Below are 19,070 nucleotides of genomic sequence, written 5' to 3'. Positions count from 1 at the left end.
AAAAATCCGCACAATGCAAAGGGAGTGCCCATGCTGCGTCTGCTGGAACCGTTCTGAAACCAAAAGTGCCTTTCCCCGGAAGCAAGACTGAATTTGTATTGACAAAACTCAAAATATGGAATAAAATGGAAATATAGAAAACCAAGCAACACCTTGCATATTCTTTGGCGAAATCGTATAATAAAGAAAAGCGGTGTACCCAGCCGAAAGTGGGAGCGAAAAAAGCGGTGTACCCAGCCGAAAGTGGGAGCGAAAAAAGCGGTGTACCCAGCCGGAAGTGGGAGCGAAAAAAGCCAGAGGAGCTAGTGCAGTGGTCATATCACGGTGCTGGCTCCTCTTTGTTTATTGTGAAGGAAAGGCGGGGCGAAATGCATCAGAAATTAGAATTTTACACTTTGGATGAAAGATATTATTATTATCTTGTGCAGTTTGACAATAGGATCATGGCAATCGATGATGCAAAAACACACCGACCTTTTGTGGGCGTGCTGCTTTCCATAAACGATGTTGATTATTATGCTCCGTTGACCAGCCCAAAGCAGAAACACCAAAATATGAAAAATCAAGTCGATTTTTTGAAAATCAACGGTGGAGCTTACGGCGCAATCAATTTAAACAATATGATACCAGTAGTTCGATCAGCCGTAAGACCTCTGCGATTTGATACGCTGCCTTGTTCAACTGTAACAGAAAGGCAGTACAAGGACCTTCTTTTGAATCAATACCGCTGGTGCCAGAAGAACGGCGAAAGTATCATGAAGAAAGCGGCGAGGCTTTATGAATTGATGGAAAAAAGACCGCCTGAGTCACTGCAGAAACGCTGCTGTGATTTTAAATTGTTAGAAGAAAAGTGTAAGCTTTATGTTGAGGGAACAGGATGAGCACAACGATAATAACAAATTTACTGATATTTGACGGCTTCCTTCTTAAGTGCATGGATGTGCAGCACGGTCAGAGATTCCGTCTCACGATATATTTGTGCTTTTAGCGATTATTTTGGTTTTCTGACCTAAAACTCCCGTTGCAAAATCCGCTATAGGTGAAGGTTTCTGTTTGTTTTTTGTCTGCGGTTATATTTGATGGGCATTTCCAGCCTCGACAAACCGGATAATCAGAAAAAAATAACCTGAAAGCCTTTATTTTGCAGGTTTTTCTAAGTTTTGTCTAATAACCGGCTGATTTATAAGTAGACATTTAGGTCAAACTACCTAAACCTTCAAGAAAAGCACAAAAGTATCGTGGCACAGTGCCTTGATGTATTTGCGGGATTGTCTTACCTCGAAAGGGATGGTTTTACTGATGCACATATGGTAAGATAAAGAAAAGTGGGATTAGACTAAAAATCGGAGGCACCTGATGCTGGCAACAATCATGCCCTTTGCCTGTATGGGGCTCGGTCTTTTGATCGGATTTCAAAAACTGCCACAGGCAGCATATAGAGCGGTAGACTGGGTGACGACGATTTCCCTGGTTATACTGATGATTACCATTGGCGGAAACGTAGGAACCGACGAAGAAGTGATTGCCGAAATCGGTACAGTCGGGTTTAACTGCCTGGCAACCTGTCTTTGTGCCATCGTCGGCAGTGTCCTGTTCTGTCTGCTTATCGAAAAAACCGTTCTTCTTTTAGAGGAATATAGCCAAATGCAATTAGACGATTCTGAAGGGAGCGCAAGGCTTAGCGTCGACTCAGACGAGAAAAAGGGCATCGATCCGATTTTGATTCTGATCCCTGTCAGCGTCCTGGCGGGCGCTTTTGGCTGTTATTTCTTCATGCCAAAGACGAAGGTTTTCCTTCTCGATTACGCCCTTTGGACGTCTTTAGTGATTCTCTATACCAGCGTCGGTATCGGAATGGGACAGAACAAGAGCGTATTTCGGTACATCAAAATGGTAGGTTTTAAGATCATCTATTTGGTGCTTGGAGTCTGGGTCGGCAGCATGGCTGGCGGTGCCGTTGCAGCGTTCCTAACCGGCATGCCGTTGAAATATGCTGTGATTTCGGCAAGCGGTGTTGGCTATTACAGTATGACGGGAGCGACCATGCTGTCTAGTTTCGGTCCTGAGGCAGGTGTCTATGGGTTTATGATTAACGTGTTCAGAGACTTTTTTACGGTACTTCTTCTGCCTGTCTTGGGGCGGGTAAGTAAAAGTGCACCTATCGCATCCGGAGCTGCCGGGAATATGGATTCCATGCTGGTGCCTGTAACAAAAGTGGTCGGCAGAGAGTTGGGACTGGTGGCATTGATTGTCGGTATTGTTCTGACCTTTGGCGTACCAGTGATTTTACCTATATTGTGTAGTGTTATGGCGTAGGCCGCCATATGATATAGAGGGGGTATTTCGATGAAAGTATTGTTAATCAACGGTCAGAACCACAAGGGTTCGACATATCACATAGGGAAGATTTTGGCGGAGAAGCTGACGCTGCCTGCGGAAATCGACGAGATCTTTCTCCCCAGGGATATGCCGCATTTTTGTTGCGGCTGCGCCAGGTGCTTTATGGAGGGTGAAAGCCTTTGTCCCCACTACGAGACGATAAAGCCGCTGACGGAGCGGATGGATGAAGCTGACGTGCTGATTTTTACATCTCCGGTTTATGTTTACCATGCGACGGGTTCCATGAAGGCATTTCTCGATCACTACGGTTACCGATGGATGGTCCACAGGCCTGAGGCGAAGATGTTTGGCAAGCAGGCGGTTGTCATCTCTACCGCGGCAGGGGCAGGCATGAAGCCGACCTGTAAGGATATTGCCGACAGCTGTTTCTTCTGGGGAATCGGCAAAATTTATCGCTATGGGCTGGCTGTTCACGCCATCAAGTGGAGCGAGGTATCGGCAAAGAAACGGCAGCAGATCGAGAAGAAGACCGACCAATTGGCGGCAAAGATCAAAGACAGAGCAAGGAGCGTGAAACCGTCGTTGAAGACGAAAGGCCTCTTCAAGGTCATGAGCATCGCGCAGAAACGCGGCTTCAATCCTGCGGATAAGGTTTACTGGGAAGAAAAGGGCTGGTCTACAGGCAGCGCCAGGCCGTGGAAAGATAAGTAAAGGGAGAATCGAATGATCTATTTGGATGGAGGTGTTCCCTGGGGGAAGGTAAATTCTGCACAGTCGAAGGCATTGGTGCAATTTTGCCTGCGCAGAAGCAAGTATATTGTGCTGCCGCGAGAACATAGGGAGAAGATAGAAGACTCAGTGGTAGAGAAGCTGAAGCGCGAGGCGATTGAAGAAGTTAAACAGCGGAGCGAGCGTCAGATCCGATACATCAGAACCCTGAGCCCGCGGCAGTGGGGTATCGACAATATCAGGTCAAATGCGAAACAGGAAATCAAGGAACTGCAGCAAATTCGTGGCAGCTTTAAGAAAGAAGACACGCTGATGGAAGACCTCGCTGAATGGGGCCTTGTGAAAAGAGAGTTTGCGACATCGTCCTTTACGACATATCGTCCAGGAACGATTTGGGATCTCTGCTATTTTGATAAAGAGCAGGTAGATCTAAGGGAGCAGCGAAAAGATATCTTTGCCTGTCCACTGTACATGGGAGCATATGAGTTTGAGGATCCGGCCTTTGCTGATTGGGAAGGAAATGTCTGGATGTGTATCTGCTCTCATGAGCAAAGCTTTTCAATGGGTATAACGGAAGAAAATTATAAAGAATTTGAGAAAATGAATATTAGACATTTTAAATGATATAAGGAATGCGGGAGACAGCTTTAGCTACGATAGAAGTCATAGCAGCAGAACCCGCATATTTATTATATTTCTTAATAATCCTTAAGAAATAAATACCTATATTGACTATATGATGCTTTGGGCATAAACTGAAATCAGAATAACTGATGTAATGAAATAGGGAGGTTAAATTATGGGCGACTTTATAACTGTTTTGATGTACGCCTCGATGGTGTCAGGTTTTGTATTTCCTTTGTCACTGATCGGGTCAATCAAAAATGACAGCTTTGCTGGAACTGTCCTGTCAAGCATCACCATGGGAATCATCGTGATGACGTTGGTTCTGCTGCATTCATAGAGGCGAAACGACATGAAATGATAGGCACCGAACCCGCGAAATTCTTAATAATTCTTAAGTTTGCCTTACCCCTATTGACGAAGCTGAATTATCGGAATAAACTGATAAATAAAGTAGGTGTGACTTTGTTCTATTTAAATATTATAAATTGGACTTCACTTAGAGGGGTAATACGCTATGGATAAGAGAAAGATTTTGATAAGAGCAGGGGTTCTCGTTCTCGTTATTGTTGGTGTGATTGTCTGCGGTATCCTGTCAGTGAAGAGCAACGGCCTCTTTGCAGAGAGCAAAGACGGGTTGTGGAAGGCCTATATCGTGAAAGACAGGGTTAATCCTGCAGGTGGATACCAAGGTTATCTATTTTATTACGGCAACCATCAGGGGGATATTGGTGAAATCAGTATTGAATGCCTGGCAAATACAGATAGAGAGACTAGCCTCCTCAAAGCGGGAAGTCACAACTTGGGACCCATTGAAAGTCTGTTAGTTGGCAACGCAAATAGAGAGGGGTACGCCTTTCAAGAGACAAAATTTAAAAAGATGAAAGGCAGTTCTCTTGGTATTGTCTGGAATGATAGTGGCGAAGAACGCTACTCAAGTTTAACCTTTTAAGGAGATTTAATGAATGTTTGAATTATTTGGAGTTATTTTTACGATTGCGCCACTAGTCGCTTCCATTATCGCGGCAGTGTATGCTTACAAAGCTTACGAACTTGTAAAGCTGGAGCGGGATATCAGGATTGCAAGAGAGAAGGCAGAGCAGAATGAGAGTACAGAAGCATAACGTTATGATCCTTATCGCGTCGTTGCAAAGATTGAGGAAAAAGAGGATTATCAAAGTGTAGAGAAAGGCGACCTCTTCCAACTGAGATTTATGATTGGTTAGAACAAGCCGCTGAGCGAATATATATTTTACCATTGAATGCAGCCGCGCTATTGACCCGGCTGTTTTTTGTAGGTACAATGAATAGAAATACTACAGAAAATGAGGTTGAGCGGATGGACGTGAACATGACAGCAGAAGAATTTTGCCGCTATGTCTGGCAAAAATATCTTGTAGAGAGAAGATATGACATAATGGACGAAGTGATTGACGAACAAATCAGTGTGATAGGAACAGGTGCTCACGAAATGTGCCCTAATGTAGAGTCATTTATAACCTCCATCACCCGGGAAAGTCAGGAATGGGACGGCGCTTTCATCATCAAAGATCAGTGGTATCAGGCAACGGAACTATCTAAGTCCCTATTTTTGGTAATCGGTGAGTTAGCAGTGAAAGAAAATGGAGGAGACGGCATTTTGTATGATATGAGATTTCGTTTTACCATGGTCTTACGGAAAACGGCGACAGGTTGGAAACTGCTGCATGTGCATCAGTCTGTGCCAGACGCTAACCAAGCTCGCGATGAATTCTTTCCCCACCGCATGGTTGAAGAGAGCAGCCGCCAGATTATCTACAATCTGCGTCACGATACGATGACAGGTCTTTTAAATAGACTTTATTTGAAAGAAATCGTTAATCGGGCTATGGCAGAAGAAGCGGCGGGCAAGATGCTGATGATGGATATTGATGATTTTAAGCGTCTGAACGACCATTATGGACATCCCTTTGGGGACAAGGTTTTGATCCTTTTCGCACAAAGCCTGAAGACGTCCTTTCCGCAGGCGATGATTGGCCGAATTGGCGGTGACGAGTTTATCGTCTATCTTCCAGGTAGGTCAGACACAGTTAGAGAACAGATTGATAGGCTGCTCCAGGATTGGAAAGAAAGCCAAGGCGTTTTGGCGTTGCCACAGCAAGTGACAATCAGCGTTGGCATTGCCGAAGTGCCAAAGGATGGGAACAACTACGAAGCTGTCTGGCAAAAAGCAGACAAGGCTCTTTATCAGGCAAAAGAAAATGGGAAAGCGCAGATTGCAGGACTGGAATAATAAAAGAGCTGCGAAAAACAGATGACGTATGCCAGGAAAATACAGCCGAATATTCTAACTATTCAAAAAGCCATTGTGTGACAGTGGCTTTTTTGTTATAATGGTTTCAACAGTCTTGGCGGCTTCGCCGAGAGGAAGAAACCATTGAATTACGGCATGCGATTCTAAATTCAGAGGAACTGCCGCAGTATAATGGTTTCAACAGTCTTGGCGGCTTCGCCGAGAGGAAGAAACCATTGAACTACGGCGTGCGATTTTAAGCTCAGAGGAATTGTCGCAGTATAATGGTTTCAACAGTCCGGGCGGCTTCGCCGCAAGGGAAGAACCATTAAGTGGCTGCCGTAAATTAAAAGTAGGAGGTCTTATTGATGAAAGGCTATACAAGCGAAACTATTAGAAACGTTGCTTTACTTGGACATGGTGGATGTGGTAAAACTACATTCTTGGAATCAGCACTCATGGCAACAGGGGTAATCAAGAAGCTGGGTAAGGTGGAAGATGGAAATACCGTTTCCGACTATGACAAGATGGAGATTGAAAAAGGATATTCAATTAATACTTCCGTCGTTCCAATTGAATGGAAAGACAGCAAGATCAATTTTATAGATACACCGGGTTACTTTGACTTTGTTGGAGAAGTAAACGCCGCACTGCGAGCTGCAGAAGCCGCAGTGATTTTGGTAGATGCAGGATCAGGCATTCAGGTAGGTACAGAGGCTGCTTGGGATGCATGCGAAAGATACAAGACGCCGCGATTCATCGTTATCAACAAAAGAGATAAAGATGAGTTTGACTTCTATAAGACCTTTGATGAGTTAAAGGCAAAATTCGGCGAAACACTGATTCCGTTCAGTTGGCCGCTGTCAGCAGAGATTGACGAAGAACTGAAAGAGGCCATCGCTATGGCCGATGACGAACTGATGGAAAAATACTTCAACGGAGACGATTTCTCCGATGAAGAGATAAAGAATGGATTGGTAAAAGGCATTTCTGAAGGTGTCATCGTTCCGGTATGCTCTTCAGCGTTCCAATTGGGTGAAGGTATCGAGGGCCTCTTAGACCTTCTGCTTACATATGTTCCTACACCGCTGCAGCATGGACCGTATGCGGGATTCAACGATGACAATGAACCAGTTGAAAGATTGTCCGTTACAGATGCACCGATGTCAGCCTTTGTCTTCAAAACCATCGTCGACCCATTTGTCGGAAAGATTTCCATCATGAAGGTCGTTACCGGTAAGATCAACTCGGGCACAGAAGTCCTCAACGAGAGAACTGGCAAAGCCGAGAAATTGGGCAAGCTGTTCTTCCTCAGAGGTAAAGAACAGTTAGAACTGAACTATGCAGAAGCAGGCGATATCGTCGCAGTGGCAAAATTACAGTACACTCTGTCAGGAGACACCCTCTGCGATAAGAATGATGAAATCAGATATTTACCGCTGGATTTCCCATCGCCAACCTATTTCGTTGCTATTGAAGCTGCTGACAAAGCAGACGAGGAGAAAATGGGTTCAGGTCTTTCAAGACTGAGAGAAGAAGATCCGTCTTTTGTAGTAGAAAGAAATGCAGAAACGCATCAGACGCTTTTAGGCGGACAGGGTGACATCCAACTTGGCATCATCATGGCGAAACTGAAGGATAGATTCGGTGTTAACGTCAAAGTCGTTCCGCAGAAGATTGCATATAGAGAAACTATCAAAGGCACGTCCGACGTACAGGGTAAACACAAGAAACAGTCAGGCGGTGCCGGCCAATATGGTGACGTACATATCAAATTCTCACCATCTGCGCAGGAATTCGAGTTCTCAGAAGAGCTGTTCGGCGGTTCCATTCCGAAGAACTACGTTCCGGCTGTAGAAAAGGGTCTGATTGAAAGCATGCAGAAAGGCCCTCTTGCAGGATGCAAGGTAGTAAACGTCAAAGCTGTGCTCTATGATGGATCCTACCACGATGTGGACTCCAACGAAGTATCCTTTAAGATTGCTGCATCGCTGGCTTTCAAGAAAGGTATCGTAGAAGCAAAGCCGTGTCTGTTAGAGCCGATCATGCATATGGAAATCTATGTGCCTGACGATTACATGGGCGACGTCATGGGCGACATGAACAAGAGAAGAGGAAAGATTCTCGGTATGGAGCCGCAGACCAACGGCGGACAGAAGCTGCTGGCAGAAGCGCCGCAGGCAGAGCTTTTCGATTATGCTCTTGGACTTCGCTCTATGACCCAGGGCAGAGGAAGCTTTGAATTGAAATTCGATAGATACGAAGAAGTTCCTAAGATGATTGCAGATAAGATCATCGCAGAACATCAGGCGGAATAATCAATAACGAAACACAGGGAGTTGCTGTATTACACAGCAGCTCCTTTTTTCGTGCAATCTTGTTCATATTGTGAAATCTGTGGTAATTTATGAGAATTGTTAGAAAAATCTTGACCTTTAAAATCGGTTGGCTTATAATAGCCAAAATTCACCATAGGAACATAACGTTCACAATATGAACAGCGATGTAAAACGGGAAGGAGGTAATTGATGAAGAAAGCAAAGCGACTATGTGAAGGCGATACTATCGGCATTGTGTCGCCAGCCAGCCCTTCTGAAAATAAGAGTGAGGTGACAAGAGGCATTGAAACGCTGGAGGCGATGGGCTATCAAGTCAAAGTCGGGCGCAATGTCAATAAGAGAAAGGGCTTTGTTGCAGCCACCGAAGAGGAACGGGCCGAAGACATCAACCAGATGTTCAGAGATGACACTGTTGATGCCATCTTTGTCACCCAGGGAGGTTATGGATCTGCCCAGCTTTTTGACAAACTGAACTTCAATGCCATTGCCAGCAATCCGAAGATTTTTACGGGTTTCAGTGATATCACATCCCTGCATCTGGCGATGAACAAAATGGCAGGACTTGTCACCTTTCACGGGCCGGGCATGGCGAGATTCAACAAAGAGGATTTGACGCCTTATACGGAGAAGCAGTTTTTTAAGGCGCTGGAAAGTACGGAACCTTTGGGAGAGATCCCTTTAGCCGATGAGAAAAAGTGGCTCAATCCCATAGGAAAGGGGAAGTGCCAGGGGACGTTGATCGGCGGGAATCTGACGCTGATCTGCGCAAGCCTGGGCACGCCTTATGAAATCGAGACGAAGGGGCGTATTCTGCTCATCGAAGATGTGGATACGGAACCCTGGATCTTCGACCACATGCTGTGTCATCTGAGAAATGCAGGCAAACTGCAGGAAGCGGCGGGCATCATAGTGGGGGAATGCAAGAACTGTGTTCCATTCAAATATGAGCCAGGATTCCTTGTAGATACCAGCCTGGAAGATGTTTTGGAGTATTATCTCAGCCCTCTGGGCATCCCTGTCTTATACGGGCTGCCTTTAGGTCATACCGATGACCTTGCCACCATCCCCTTAGGTGTCCTGGCAGAACTGGATTGCGGACAGAAAACCTTCCGCATTCTCGAAAACGGAGTTGTTTAATAAAAAGGAGAAGAACGATGAAAAGAATGAGCAAATTAGCATTGGCGCTGGTACTTGTACTGGCCATGTCAGCAGGTTTTTCCGCCTGTGGCGGCGGAGGCGACTTTGATGCGTCAACCATGACCATCGGGTCCAGCACCAGCGTGGATACCCTGAATCCCCTGTCTTCCTATGAGCAGCAGTCTTTTGAGATCATCGCCCTGGTATATGATCCCCTGGTCAGATATGATAAAGAGCTGAACCCGTCTCCGGCACTGGCCGACGACTGGAAAGTCAGCAAGGACGAGAAGACCTGGACCTTCCATCTGAACAAAGACGCCAAATGGCATGACGGCGAGCCGGTCACCTCGGAAGACGTCAAATATACATACGAGCTGATGCTGGATACCGGACTGGGCTATATGTATTCCAGCTATCTGGAAGGTATTACAGACATTACCTGTCCAGATGAACAGACCGTGGTGATGAAGACCAAATTGCCAAAGGCCAACATGCTGATGAATACCACGCCGATTATGCCGAAGCACGTTTGGGAGAAGGTGAAAAAAGAAGAGCTGGAAACCTGGGACAATGGAGAAATGATCGGCAGCGGCCCTTATAAACTGGTATCCAATGAAAACGGCATTGTAAAGGTCAGCAAGAACGAAGCATATTATCGCGAAAAACCGGCAGTAGAAAACTACGTGTTTGTCGAGTACAAGAATACGGACTCCTTGGCACAGGCGCTGAAGGTAGGCGAAATAGACGCTGCTGTCAACCTGTCGGCAACCCAGTATTCACAGCTTGAGGATGAAGAGAACGTAACCGTCATCTCTGGAGAAGTGCAGGGATTTATGCAGGTGGGCATCAACTGCTCAGAAGATCCATCCTCAAAAGGAAATCCACTGCTGAAGGATGCAGAGGTTAGAAAAGCTATCGAATATGCTACCGATAAACAGAATATCATCGATATGGCCTACCAGGGACATGGAACAGAAGGGACGACCATGCTCAACGCCAGCGATCCATATCACTATGCGCCTAAAGGCGAGGAACTGAGAAGCTATAATATAAAGAAAGCGGAGAAGCTGCTGGATGACGCCGGATACAAAGACAGCGATGGAGACGGCATCAGAGAAGATGGAGACGGCAACAAGCTGTCCTTCGAATTTATCAACATCGGAGATAACAGTGCAGAGGTAAAGTCGGGACAGCTGATTGCATCCACCTGCAAGGAAGCCGGTATCGAAATCAATCTGAAGACCATGGACAGCGGCGCCCTGCAGGATGCCATTACGGCAGCAGATTACGACATGTTCATGTGGGGCTGGGGCGGAGATTATGATCCGACCGTCATGATGGGCATTTTGACCACAGCACAGATCGGCAGTAATAATGAATCACAGTGGTCCAACAAAAAATATGACCAGCTTTACGCACAGCAGCAGACAGAGATGGACAAAGAGAAGCGAATCGCGCTGGTTCAGGAGATGGAAAAAATCGCTTACGACGAAGCGCCGTACATCATCCTCTTATATGATAACAATATCCAGGGCTACAGAAGTGATCGCTGGACAGGCATCGAACAGGTTCCGGAAAAGGGCACCTACTACTTTAACATGACCATCGAAAACTACATCAACGCAGCGCCTGTCAAATAAGAAAGAGGCAAACAATGAAAAACAGCAGCGTAATTCGAAAGATACTATATGCTCTGATTACCATTTTGGCGGTAATCATCTTCAATTACTTTCTCTTCAGAGTTCTGCCGGGTGATCCGATCTCCATGATTATGAGAAATCCGAAAGCGTCGGAGGCTTCTATCGAGGCCATCCGCGCTTCCTACGGGCTGGATCTGCCCTGGTACAGTCAATTTGTAGTGTATCTGAAGGGATTGTTTACAGGAGACTTCGGCACGTCCTTTGTCTACAAAGCACCTGTCATGGAAGTTATCGGCGCCAAGATTCTGCCTACCGTGGTGATGCTGGGACTGGCGGAGATTGTCGCCATCATCGTCGGCATTTTCCTGGGTATCATGGCGGCATGGAAGAGGGGTTCAAAACTGGACGTAGGTACTCTGAGTTTTTCTCTGATTACCTACTCCATGCCTACCTTCTGGCTGGGCATGATCATGGTAGTCATCTTTGCAGTCAATCTCAGATGGCTGCCCATCAGCGGCATGACCACCGCCGGCATGGTCTATTCCTCGAGCATGGAGATGATCGCAGACATGGCAGCCCATTTGATTCTTCCTGTTATCACCATGAGTATCCTTTTGATCGGCGAATATGCGCTGACCATGCGGAACACTTTGATCGACGTTTTGTCAGAAGATTACATCACGACGGCGAGAGCAAAGGGCTTTCGGGAGAAATATGTCCTGCGAAAACACGCAATGCCCAACGCCATGCTGCCAATGGTGACGATTATCGCCATCAATCTGGGGCTGGTCATCGGCGGTGCAGTACAGATAGAGACGATCTTCTCCTGGCCGGGAATCGGCAACCTGATGTACGAGGCCCTTTCCGCCAGAGACTATCCAGTGCTGCAGGGGATTTTCCTTCTCGTTACCGTCTGTGTCGTCTTAGCGAACCTGATCACGGATTTGATCTACGACAGGATTGACCCAAGAGTAAGAAATTAGGAGGCGGACCATGAGTGTGAGCAACAATGTACAGAAAAACAAAAAATCAAAAGAAATCTGGCAGTCCGTCCGGCAGAACAAAATGGCTATGGTGGGCCTGGTTACACTGGCAGTCTTTGTCTTGATTGCAATCTTCGGACCAATCCTCGTGCCTTTTTCGACCCAGGAGTTTGGCGGCATGGGGGACGTTCTCAGACCACCCGGCGGCGACCATCTTCTGGGAACCGATGATATGGGCAGGGACGTCCTGGCGAACCTGATGGCAGGTGCGAGGATTTCCCTCCTGATCGGAGGCGTGGCTACGATTATCTCTATGGCAATCGGCACTTTGGTCGGCATTTCCGCCGGTTATTTCGGCGGAGCTGTGGATAACGTACTGATGCGTCTGACCGACTTCTTTCTGGTCATACCGTGGCTGCCGCTGATGATGGTGCTGGCAGCAATCCTGGGAACGAGCATCTGGAATATCATACTGGTCATCGGTGTGACCAGTTGGGCAGGTACGGCCAGAGTGGTGAGAGCGCAGACACTGTCTGTCAAAGAGCGGCAGTTTGTAGAACGAACCCTATCCCTGGGTGCGGGAAACTGGCATATCATGTGGAAACACATCCTGCCGAATGTCTTCCCTCTGGTCTTTGCCAATACCGTCCTCATTGCAGCGACAGCCATCACCTCAGAAACTACCCTGAGCTTTTTGGGACTAGGCGATACGACCACGGCCAGCTGGGGCATGATGCTCCACTACGCTTTCGAGTGCGGCGCCACGGGACTTGGCGCTTATTGGTATTACCTGCCGCCTGGAATCTGCGTCATCGCAGTCGTACTGGCATTTACACTGCTGGGTTACGCCTTTGATGAAATCCTCAATCCTAAGCTGAAAGAGAGGTAGACGAGATGAAGCTATTAGAAGTAAAGAATATAAAGACCTATTTTGATACCTCCAAAGGGCAGCTGAAAGCGGTCGATGATGTCAGCTTTGATTTAGACTATGGAGAAGCCCTGGGTCTGGTGGGTGAATCCGGCTGCGGCAAGACCACCAGTGCCCTGTCTATCTGCAGGCTTTTGCCGAAAGAGGGCAAGGTCTGCGGCGGAGAGATTCTTCTCGAGGGCAGTGATCTTGCGAAACTTTCCGATGATGAAATCCGGCGTCATCGCTGGAAAGATATTTCCGTCATCTTTCAGGGTGCTATGAACGCCCTCAACCCGGTCATGAACATCGGCGATCAAATCGCGGAAGCCGTCATGCTTCACGATGGGCTGTTAAAGGCGGACGCACTGAAGAGGGCGGGGGACCTTCTGGAACTGGTGGAAATCTCCAGAGGCCGCGTTGCCAACTATCCTCATGAATTCAGCGGCGGCATGAAACAGAGGGTTATGATTGCCATGGCCCTGGCCTGCAATCCCAAGGTAGTCATCGGAGACGAGCCGACCACAGCGCTGGACGTCATGGTGCAGGCACAGATCCTGAACCTGTTGGAGAAGCTGAGAAAGGAACTGAACATGGGGCTGATTCTCATCACTCACGACCTTTCCATTTTGGGAGAGACCTGTGACAAGATCGCCGTCATGTATGCAGGAAAAATCGTAGAGAGCGGAACCGTAGCTGATATCTTTGAAAACGCCAAGCACCCGTATACCAAGAAGCTGATCGGCTGTTTCCCTAATGTGGAAAAAGAGAAACGGATTCCGGACGGCATCAAAGGCGCGCCGGCAAATATGCTGCATCCGCCTGCAGGCTGCCCATTCCATCCGAGATGCGAAATGGCAGTAGAGCAATGCAGGGTGGAAGTTCCACAGCAGAAAAAGGCAGGCACAAGCCATCAAGTGGCATGCCATCTGGCGGAGGTGTAAAATGGCAAAAGAAAATGCATATATAGTAGAAGTAAAAGACCTTCAGGTATATTTTGATATCGACAAGAGAAAATTTGCCAAGAAGGACCGCAAGGTGGTCAGAGCCGTGGACGGTGTCAGCTTTGGCATCAGAGAAGGAGAAATTTTGTCTCTGGTTGGTGAGAGCGGCAGTGGAAAGACCACGACGGGGAAGGCAATCCTGGATCTTGCACCGGCCACGGGCGGGGAGATTTTCTTCGAGGGCAGACCTCTGGACAGAAGCAAAAACGGTCTGAAAGCCTTTCGCAAGGAGGCGCAGATGGTGTTTCAGGACCCTTATCAATCGCTGAACCCGAGAAACAGGATCATCGATTTGGTAGCGGAGCCTTTGGATGTCAATCATCTGGTACATTCTCCCGAAGAACGTCTGGAAAAAGTGAAACAGGCGTTGGAACAGGCGGGGCTGTCTCCTGCGGAGGAGTATCTGTACCGCTACCCTTACGAGCTTTCCGGCGGCCAACGGCAGCGTGTGGTCATCGCCGGGGCGATCATCATGGAACCAAAGTTCGTGGTGGCAGATGAGCCGATTTCTATGCTGGATGCTTCTGTGCGTACGGGAATATTGAAACTTTTGCTTGGACTGCGGGACGAAAAAGGACTCTCTTATCTCTTTATCACCCACGATCTTTCTCTTGCCTGGCTGATTTCTGATCGAATCGCCATCATGTATCTGGGGCAGATTATGGAAATCGGCAGCGCAGATCAGATCATCAAAGGCGGGGTGCATCCCTACACCAAGGCGCTGACGGCCATCATGCCCATACCGGGCGTCAACAAGAATAGAAAGCGGGAAGTGCTGCAGGGAGAGACGCCTAACGCCAGCATCGAAATAGCAGGGTGCAAGTTTGCCAGCAGGTGCCCTGAAGCTTCGGAAGAATGCTTTGAGAAACAGCCGGTTCTGGAAGAGATAGAAGCGGGACATTTTGCGGCCTGCCTGAAGTGCGGGAGGCAAGGTCTATGAGGAACAAGATTGACAGCTACATCAAAGCCAGACGCAGCGAGATGATAGAGGACATCCTGGAACTGATCAGAATCAAAAGCATCAACGGGTGCGCAGCGGAGAACACCGAGGCGCTGAACCTGTTTCTGCAGAAGGCAGAAGCCATGGGGTTTAAGACCATGAAAACTTCCACAGGCGATGTGGGCATCGTCGAGCTGGGCAGCGGTGACCAGACTCTGGGAATTTTGGTGCATATGGACGTGGTCGGTATCGGCGATACGGACAAGTGGACTTATCCGCCCTTTGAAGGGCGCGTCGCCAAGGGGTTCCTATGGGGAAGAGGCGTAGTGGACGACAAAGGCCCTGCGGTCATGTGTCTCTATGCGCTGAAAGCGATTAAAGAGCTGGAAATCCCGCTGAACAAGAGAGTCTGGCTCATCGTCGGTACTTCCGAAGAGGCAGAATGGACCGACATCGCCAGCTTTAAGAAAGAATTTCCTGTGCCCGATTTCGGTTTCTCTCCCGATGGCGATTTCCCGATTTATAACAGTGAAAAGGGCTACTGCGATGTGCAGATGCGCTTTACGGAGCCCTGCATTGACATTTTGGAAAAGCTGGATTCTGGGGACAGTCCTAACACCATTCCTTCCCGGGCGGAAGTGAAGATCAGAAATCAGGAGAACCTGGTCTTTCACGGGATTTCCTGTCACAGCTCGGCGCCGGCCATTGGCATCAACGCCATCTCCAAAATGGCGGTGGAGCTGGGCTATCGGACAGAGTTCAACTTTATCCGTTTCCTCAACGATTTTCTGGCAAAGGATTATAACGGTGAAAAACTAGGCATGGATAAAAATGTGCATGCTGATCTGACGCCGACCCAGCGCAGCATCATCGTGCCGACGATTTTGAAGCGGGAAGGTGACAAGGTGCTGCTCAATGTCAACGTGCGATCTTGCACCGGTGTCAGCAAAGAAGATGTCATTGCAGCTTTTATGCGGCAAAAGGAAAAATATTCTTTTGAGATGGAACTGTATGACTTTTTGGAACCCATGTTTGTCGATGAGAAAGAGGAGTTCTTACAGGTGATGGCAGAGGTGTACGCGGAGTACGGATATGAGAGCAGCTTTCAGAGCGCTCTGGGTACGTCCTACGCAAAGTCCATGGAACATTTTGTCAGCTTTGGCCCGGTGTTTCAGACAGAACCCAGCTGTGCCCATATGGAAGATGAGAGGATGAGCATCACGGCGATGATTACAGCGACCCAGATTTACACCACCTACATTGCCACGATGGCAAGCCCCATCGGCGGCATCCGTAAAAATGCGGAGAAGATGACCAGCTTGGAGAAAGCATTGTTCCTACTGAGCCTGTTTACAGATCCGCCATACCATTACGACGTACCGGGACTGGTGGAACTGACTGGCATGAATCGAACGACAGTCTATCGAAACCTGTCCACTTTGGAGAAGGCAGGACTTTTACAGAAAGATCCGACGACAAAGGCCTATTCCTTAGGCCCACTGGCAGAAAAGATGGGGGAAAAAGCAAATGACATTAGAACGTGATAAGATGATAAGAGACTTGAAGGGACTGATCGACATCCCCAGCATCTCCTCGGACAAAGCTGCTGTAGAGGAGGCTTTGGACTATGTGCTGAAACTGGGCGAGCAGATGGGCATGCGATGTGAAAAAGTCGCAGATGGGCAGGTAGGTATCATTGAAATCGGCCAGGGCGACGAAACCTTTGGCATCCTGACCCATGTGGATGTGGTGAATGCCGGCAGAGAGGAACTTTGGAAAAGTCCGCCTTTTGCCTGCGAAGTGCGCGATGGAAACCTCTATGGCCGCGGCGCCATTGATGACAAGGGACCGACGGTGGCTGTCTTATATGCCATGGGCGCTGCCATGGAAAACGGAAAGCCTTTTCACAAGACGGTCAGGCTCATTGTCGGTACCCAGGAAGAGACGGAATGGACCGACATGGATTGTTATACGGAGCACTATCCTCTGCCCGACTACGGGTTTACACCTGACGGTGATTTCCCCATTGGAAACGTGGAGAAGGGGTGCATGGATGTCACCCTGCGATTTCCTGTCGCTTTGGTGGATGAAGCGTCTCCGCAGATTGTCGGGCTTGAGGCCGGTACGGCATTTAATATCGTGCCGGACAGCTGCAGCGCATTGCTTTCAGATGGCAGGGTGATCGTGACGGAGGGAAAGGCGGTTCATACCTGCGCACCGGAAAAAGGAGAGAACGCTATTTTTCAAATGCCGGACCTGCTCGAAGGTGTGACTCCCAACGGGTTTTCGCAAGTTTTGGAAATGGTGACGGAGTTCTTTTCTGACTGCACCGCGCCGAAATTGGGGCTGAGGACGAAGGAAGAGTATTTTGCAGGTGAATTTATACATCGAACAGTCTTTACTCCTGTGCTGATCAGAACGTCAGGAAGTTTTGTTGAGGTGGGCATCAACGTCCGTTTCGCATATACGACCACGGAAGATGAGCTTTTGCGTGCTTTCAGACGATTATGCGAAGAATATGAAGGGGAGATTGCCTGCGTTACTTCGCTGCCCGCTGTCTTCGTCAGCAGAAATACCCCATTCCTGGAGGTATTAGCCACGGCTTATGAGGAGGCGACGGGGCTTAACCCCGACTTCGTCCTCGGTTACGGCGGTTCCTATGCGAAAGCCATGCCGGGCATCGTCAGCTTTGGGCCGATCCTTCCGGGGATGAAGGATTGCTGCCATGAGGAAAATGAATACATTCCGCTGAAGGCACTGGAGAAAAACTGTGAAATTTATTATAGAGCGATTGAGGGAATCGCCCAGTGCGAGAAGTCTTTTCGCAGATAGATCATAAGGGTGCCTGATGATCGGATATGCGTAACAGGACTGCATGAATCATCCAGTTACCCTCTATTACCGTAAAAAATGCAAAAACACCTAAAAAATCCGATGACCGTAAAGAGCGCCCTCTGCGGTAGGAGCTGTAACCGTTGAAATTTCGTTATGCGTTTAGCTGAAACCGATGTTGCAGCCTCTTGGCGCCTGAGCTTTTTAGGTGTTTTTGATCAAATGAAAGGTAAATCATTTCTCGATAGTGCTTTTGGGGAATTTCTACTGTGACCTATTTGAGACAAGAAAGCGCATAACTGAAAGGACTTTGCCGCAGAAAATTTGCCCAAAACCGTTGACAAAGGCAATAAAAGAGCATATACTAAGATAACAAGTAAAAAGAGATATTCACAAGAGCAAACCCGTTGAAAGACGGTGACGCAAAGCTACAGGGGCTAAGCCGCAAGGTATGCCAGCCAGTTGCCGTATTATGTATGATATGTATCGATATCTAATATATATAAACAACGGTCATTTAGTGAATTCTCTGAATGATTTTTTTAATTTAAAAGAATATTAGCAAACCTGGGGAAACTCAGCGACGCAAAGCTATAGGGTCTAAAGCGAAAAGCATGACAGCCAGTTGCCATTGAGATGATCAATGTAATGTATGAGAGCGTTCTTACAAACATCAGAACCTCCTTCGGAATGTGGCTGCTTTAGACGAAGCAGTTTTTTTATTTTGAATGATTCGGAGGATAGAAATGATGTTAAAGAGAACACTGAGAGTTTTCATAACGATAATATTAACTTTAGCCCTGACGACAGGTTTGGTATTGGCTATGACAGAAGATGCAAACGCTGCCACAGTATCCATGAAGACGATTCCTGCTACTTCAGCAAAGGCAGACAGCAGAGTCGTCAACGCATTTGTTGAGTTAGGCTTTACCGTCAAATACAACAAGAACTTAGGTTATGCCGGTGTATTCAGCGTAGCAGATCATGCCATCCATCTAAAGACGAGAAACAAGACGAATACACTTCACGAGATGGGTCATTTTGTTTCCAGACTGCAGAATGGTGCAGATGAGACATCTGAGTTCGTGAAGATTTACAAATCCGAAAAGAAAAAGTACAACGGCACACAAAAGTCATATATAACGAAGAACAGCAAAGAATACTTCGCACAGTCTTTTGCAGAATACACACAGAACCCAAGTAAGCTGAAGAAAAGCAGACCAAAGACTTACAAATATGTGAAAACGCAGGTTGACACCATCGAGCAGCAGGACGTTGACAATATGTACAGCGCTTATGGATGGGCTTGGTAAGAGAACAGGC

The 19,070-nt window shown here is 47.6% G+C and carries 18 protein-coding genes and 2 riboswitches; all 18 genes read left to right on the top strand.

Annotated features, from left to right (window positions below; translation table 11 throughout):
- Nucleotides 1-164 precede the first annotated feature (164 nt).
- The 18 genes from BN6539_RS01895 (at nucleotide 165) to BN6539_RS01820 (ending at nucleotide 19,060) form a co-directional block, all read left to right on the top strand.
- Entirely contained in the window at nucleotides 165-881 is a 717-nt protein-coding gene (locus BN6539_RS01895; protein ID WP_242869362.1) for a type III toxin-antitoxin system ToxN/AbiQ family toxin, read from the top strand.
- Nucleotides 882-1,356: 475 nt separating this feature from the next.
- The gene (locus BN6539_RS01890) at nucleotides 1,357-2,316 is read left to right on the top strand and encodes a lysine exporter LysO family protein (protein ID WP_067533116.1); all 960 of its coding nucleotides are present in this window, start codon (nucleotides 1,357-1,359) and stop codon (nucleotides 2,314-2,316) included.
- A gap of 30 nt (nucleotides 2,317-2,346) precedes the next feature.
- Nucleotides 2,347-3,051, top strand: a complete 705-nt coding sequence (locus BN6539_RS01885) for a flavodoxin family protein (protein ID WP_067533113.1) — start codon at nucleotides 2,347-2,349, stop codon at nucleotides 3,049-3,051.
- Between the two features lie 12 nt (nucleotides 3,052-3,063).
- A complete protein-coding gene (locus tag BN6539_RS01880; protein WP_067533110.1) occupies nucleotides 3,064-3,693 on the top strand; it encodes a hypothetical protein in 630 nt (209 codons plus the stop codon).
- 175 nt (nucleotides 3,694-3,868) lie between these two features.
- Nucleotides 3,869-4,033, top strand: a complete 165-nt coding sequence (locus BN6539_RS22225) for a hypothetical protein (RefSeq protein WP_156524166.1) — start codon at nucleotides 3,869-3,871, stop codon at nucleotides 4,031-4,033.
- 177 nt (nucleotides 4,034-4,210) lie between these two features.
- Nucleotides 4,211-4,645 (top strand): hypothetical protein, encoded by a 435-nt coding sequence (locus tag BN6539_RS01875; RefSeq protein WP_067533107.1) that lies wholly within the window; start codon nucleotides 4,211-4,213, stop codon nucleotides 4,643-4,645.
- A gap of 13 nt (nucleotides 4,646-4,658) precedes the next feature.
- The gene (locus tag BN6539_RS22220; RefSeq protein WP_156524165.1) at nucleotides 4,659-4,817 is read left to right on the top strand and encodes a hypothetical protein; all 159 of its coding nucleotides are present in this window, start codon (nucleotides 4,659-4,661) and stop codon (nucleotides 4,815-4,817) included.
- 179 nt (nucleotides 4,818-4,996) lie between these two features.
- A complete protein-coding gene (locus BN6539_RS01870) occupies nucleotides 4,997-5,965 on the top strand; it encodes a diguanylate cyclase domain-containing protein (protein WP_227142493.1) in 969 nt (322 codons plus the stop codon).
- A gap of 368 nt (nucleotides 5,966-6,333) precedes the next feature.
- Nucleotides 6,334-8,283, top strand: a complete 1,950-nt coding sequence (locus tag BN6539_RS01865; protein WP_067533101.1) for an elongation factor G — start codon at nucleotides 6,334-6,336, stop codon at nucleotides 8,281-8,283.
- A gap of 210 nt (nucleotides 8,284-8,493) precedes the next feature.
- The gene (locus BN6539_RS01860; protein ID WP_067533098.1) at nucleotides 8,494-9,441 is read left to right on the top strand and encodes a S66 peptidase family protein; all 948 of its coding nucleotides are present in this window, start codon (nucleotides 8,494-8,496) and stop codon (nucleotides 9,439-9,441) included.
- Between the two features lie 17 nt (nucleotides 9,442-9,458).
- Entirely contained in the window at nucleotides 9,459-11,081 is a 1,623-nt protein-coding gene (locus BN6539_RS01855) for an ABC transporter substrate-binding protein (RefSeq protein WP_067533095.1), read from the top strand.
- Between the two features lie 14 nt (nucleotides 11,082-11,095).
- Nucleotides 11,096-12,064 carry an ABC transporter permease gene (locus BN6539_RS01850; RefSeq protein WP_067533092.1) on the top strand — a complete coding sequence of 323 codons (969 nt, stop codon included), beginning with the start codon at nucleotides 11,096-11,098 and terminating at the stop codon, nucleotides 12,062-12,064.
- A 10-nt stretch (nucleotides 12,065-12,074) separates the two neighbouring features.
- On the top strand, nucleotides 12,075-12,953 hold the full coding sequence (locus BN6539_RS01845; RefSeq protein WP_067533089.1) for an ABC transporter permease: 879 nt from the start codon (nucleotides 12,075-12,077) through the stop codon (nucleotides 12,951-12,953).
- Between the two features lie 5 nt (nucleotides 12,954-12,958).
- On the top strand, nucleotides 12,959-13,915 hold the full coding sequence (locus BN6539_RS01840; RefSeq protein WP_067533086.1) for an ABC transporter ATP-binding protein: 957 nt from the start codon (nucleotides 12,959-12,961) through the stop codon (nucleotides 13,913-13,915).
- Nucleotide 13,916: 1 nt separating this feature from the next.
- On the top strand, nucleotides 13,917-14,915 hold the full coding sequence (locus tag BN6539_RS01835; protein WP_067533083.1) for an ABC transporter ATP-binding protein: 999 nt from the start codon (nucleotides 13,917-13,919) through the stop codon (nucleotides 14,913-14,915).
- Nucleotides 14,912-16,459 carry a M20/M25/M40 family metallo-hydrolase gene (locus tag BN6539_RS01830; protein WP_067533080.1) on the top strand — a complete coding sequence of 516 codons (1,548 nt, stop codon included), beginning with the start codon at nucleotides 14,912-14,914 and terminating at the stop codon, nucleotides 16,457-16,459. Before BN6539_RS01835 ends, BN6539_RS01830 begins: the two co-directional genes overlap by 4 nt.
- Nucleotides 16,443-17,747: a Sapep family Mn(2+)-dependent dipeptidase gene (locus BN6539_RS01825; protein WP_067533077.1), complete on the top strand. Its 1,305-nt coding sequence runs from the start codon at nucleotides 16,443-16,445 to the stop codon at nucleotides 17,745-17,747. Before BN6539_RS01830 ends, BN6539_RS01825 begins: the two co-directional genes overlap by 17 nt.
- Nucleotides 17,748-18,134: 387 nt before the next feature.
- A riboswitch (cyclic di-GMP riboswitch) is annotated at nucleotides 18,135-18,217 on the top strand.
- Between the two features lie 80 nt (nucleotides 18,218-18,297).
- Nucleotides 18,298-18,380: riboswitch (cyclic di-GMP riboswitch) on the top strand.
- 113 nt (nucleotides 18,381-18,493) lie between these two features.
- Nucleotides 18,494-19,060 (top strand): anthrax toxin lethal factor-related metalloendopeptidase, encoded by a 567-nt coding sequence (locus BN6539_RS01820; RefSeq protein WP_082907301.1) that lies wholly within the window; start codon nucleotides 18,494-18,496, stop codon nucleotides 19,058-19,060.
- The last annotated feature ends 10 nt before the right edge of the window (nucleotides 19,061-19,070 follow it).

This window comes from Emergencia timonensis (assembly GCF_900086585.1).
Classification (GTDB): Bacteria; Bacillota; Clostridia; order Peptostreptococcales; family Anaerovoracaceae; genus Senimuribacter; species Senimuribacter timonensis.
The sequence above is the reverse complement of the archived record's forward strand: the minus strand, read 5'-3'. Positions and strand labels throughout refer to the sequence as shown.

Bases quoted from the DNA above. Each gene is read 5' to 3' on its own strand.
- BN6539_RS22225 (WP_156524166.1), top strand. From the start codon at position 3,869: ATGGGCGACTTTATAACTGTTTTGATGTACGCCTCGATGGTGTCAGGT.
- BN6539_RS01840 (WP_067533086.1), top strand. From the start codon at position 12,959: ATGAAGCTATTAGAAGTAAAGAATATAAAGACCTATTTTGATACCTCC.
- BN6539_RS22220 (WP_156524165.1), top strand. From the start codon at position 4,659: ATGTTTGAATTATTTGGAGTTATTTTTACGATTGCGCCACTAGTCGCT.
- BN6539_RS01825 (WP_067533077.1), top strand. From the start codon at position 16,443: ATGACATTAGAACGTGATAAGATGATAAGAGACTTGAAGGGACTGATC.
- BN6539_RS01880 (WP_067533110.1), top strand. From the start codon at position 3,064: ATGATCTATTTGGATGGAGGTGTTCCCTGGGGGAAGGTAAATTCTGCA.
- BN6539_RS01885 (WP_067533113.1), top strand. From the start codon at position 2,347: ATGAAAGTATTGTTAATCAACGGTCAGAACCACAAGGGTTCGACATAT.
- BN6539_RS01835 (WP_067533083.1), top strand. From the start codon at position 13,917: ATGGCAAAAGAAAATGCATATATAGTAGAAGTAAAAGACCTTCAGGTA.
- BN6539_RS01860 (WP_067533098.1), top strand. From the start codon at position 8,494: ATGAAGAAAGCAAAGCGACTATGTGAAGGCGATACTATCGGCATTGTG.
- BN6539_RS01850 (WP_067533092.1), top strand. From the start codon at position 11,096: ATGAAAAACAGCAGCGTAATTCGAAAGATACTATATGCTCTGATTACC.
- BN6539_RS01865 (WP_067533101.1), top strand. From the start codon at position 6,334: ATGAAAGGCTATACAAGCGAAACTATTAGAAACGTTGCTTTACTTGGA.
- BN6539_RS01875 (WP_067533107.1), top strand. From the start codon at position 4,211: ATGGATAAGAGAAAGATTTTGATAAGAGCAGGGGTTCTCGTTCTCGTT.
- BN6539_RS01855 (WP_067533095.1), top strand. From the start codon at position 9,459: ATGAAAAGAATGAGCAAATTAGCATTGGCGCTGGTACTTGTACTGGCC.
- BN6539_RS01890 (WP_067533116.1), top strand. From the start codon at position 1,357: ATGCTGGCAACAATCATGCCCTTTGCCTGTATGGGGCTCGGTCTTTTG.
- BN6539_RS01830 (WP_067533080.1), top strand. From the start codon at position 14,912: ATGAGGAACAAGATTGACAGCTACATCAAAGCCAGACGCAGCGAGATG.
- BN6539_RS01820 (WP_082907301.1), top strand. From the start codon at position 18,494: ATGATGTTAAAGAGAACACTGAGAGTTTTCATAACGATAATATTAACT.
- BN6539_RS01845 (WP_067533089.1), top strand. From the start codon at position 12,075: ATGAGTGTGAGCAACAATGTACAGAAAAACAAAAAATCAAAAGAAATC.
- BN6539_RS01870 (WP_227142493.1), top strand. From the start codon at position 4,997: ATGAATAGAAATACTACAGAAAATGAGGTTGAGCGGATGGACGTGAAC.